General features: G+C 49.3%; 1 pseudogene. It reads right to left on the bottom strand.

From position 1 onward, the window contains the following. Positions 1-728 (bottom strand): annotated as a pseudogene (locus tag ACTHUR_RS13805) (MBOAT family O-acyltransferase); the annotation flags it as partial. Positions 729-739: the final 11 nt, after the last annotated feature.

The following is a 739-nucleotide window of genomic DNA, read 5'->3' on the forward strand; positions in this document are numbered from 1 at the left end:
GTGTAGCCATAAATCGCAGACAGAACGCCCCAGCCGTCGAACTGAGCCGGATTTTCAAAAACAGGCGATACCCAACCTTCCGCTAATACGCCGGCAAGCCACCACTTTTTGGCAATGCCCAACATACTCAGGCCAACCGCCAAAGCCGGATAAATCAGCTGGCGTGCCTGTTTGGTGCGGATTTGCACCAATGCGCCTGCTTGTTCGCCATCTATGCTTTTAAAAGCGGCTGCACGGATAATCGGGCCGGATGTGATGGTGGGGAAGAAGCTCAGATGCAGTAGGAGCTCGTGCCATTCAAAACGCTCTCCCTTAGGCTCACGGTAGCAATACACCAAGTAAGCCAGCGATTGGAAAGTGTAATAAGACAAGCCCAGAGGCAAAAGGATGTCGATGACGGCGCTTTGTCCTGTATATTGCTGAATAATCGGGCGGAAAAAGTCGAAGTATTTGAAGAAACACAAAACAGTCAATGCCGCCAAAATACCGCAACCCAGCCAAAATTTGCGGATATGCTCGTTTTCAGAAAACATCAGCACGCTGACCAGGTAAACCACAGACGAGTAAACCAAAATCAGCGCGGCAAAGATGGGGTCGATACGGTAAAGCCAGCCCAGTCCGGCAACCAAAAGTAAAACGTTTTGAACTTGCGGCAAACGTGCAAATGCCCAGTACAGCGGCAAAAATACGATAAAGAATACCGCAAACTCAATAGACAACAACGGCATGACAATTCCTT

The organism is Neisseria sp. P0021.S007, assembly GCF_051956855.1.